Below are 780 nucleotides of genomic sequence, written 5' to 3'. Positions count from 1 at the left end.
TGGTGCGCGAGGTCTGCGCGGCCGGCGGTGACCGCGATGCACTCGATCGCGCCAATGCCGGCCTGATCGCCGCCCTGCGCGCCTCCGACGAGGGTCGCGAAGGGCTATCGGCATTTCTCGAGAAACGCGCGCCGCGTTGGGCGCAGAAGGACTGAACCATGCTTTCCAGCATCTCCCTGCCCGCTACCGTCGCGGGGTGCGCGTGAACGATTTCGTCCGCATTGTCGAAGTCGGCCCGCGCGATGGCCTGCAGAACGAAAAACAGCTCATCGCCACCGCCGACAAGATCGAGTTGATCAACCGCCTGTCGGCCACCGGCCTGCGCAGCATCGAGGCCACCAGCTTTGTCAGCCCCAAGTGGGTGCCGCAGCTGGCTGACGCGGCCGACGTGTTCACCGGTATCCAGCGTCGCCCCGGGGTCAGCTATCCGGTGCTGGTCCCCAATGAACAGGGCTACGAACGCGCCCTGGCGGTCGGCGTGGAAGAAGTGGCGGTGTTCACCGCCGCCTCCGAGCAGTTCAACCTGAAGAACACCAATGCCGGCATCGACGAGTCCATGCGCCGCTTCGCGCCGATCCTGACCCGGGCCCAAGCCGATGGGATCAAGGTCCGCGGCTACGTCTCCACCGTGCTGGGCTGCCCCTACCAGGCGAAGTACCAGTAGCCGAAGTGGTCCGTGTCGCCCGCCAGTTGCACGCGATGGCTGTTACGAGGTCTCGCTGGGCGACACCATCGGCGCGGGCACCCCGCGCAAGGCAGCGGCGATGCTGCGCGCCGTCG

Annotated in this window: 1 pseudogene; it reads left to right on the top strand. The window is 67.3% G+C overall.

Annotated elements, in window-relative coordinates:
* Window positions 1-202: 202 nt before the first annotated feature.
* A pseudogene (locus JCM9942_RS17260) lies at window positions 203-780 on the top strand (hydroxymethylglutaryl-CoA lyase); the annotation flags it as partial.

Source organism: Stenotrophomonas pictorum JCM 9942 (assembly GCF_001310775.1).
Classification (GTDB): domain Bacteria; phylum Pseudomonadota; class Gammaproteobacteria; order Xanthomonadales; family Xanthomonadaceae; genus Stenotrophomonas; species Stenotrophomonas pictorum.
Note: the sequence above shows the minus strand (reverse complement) of the source record. Positions and strands in the feature narration are given on the sequence as shown.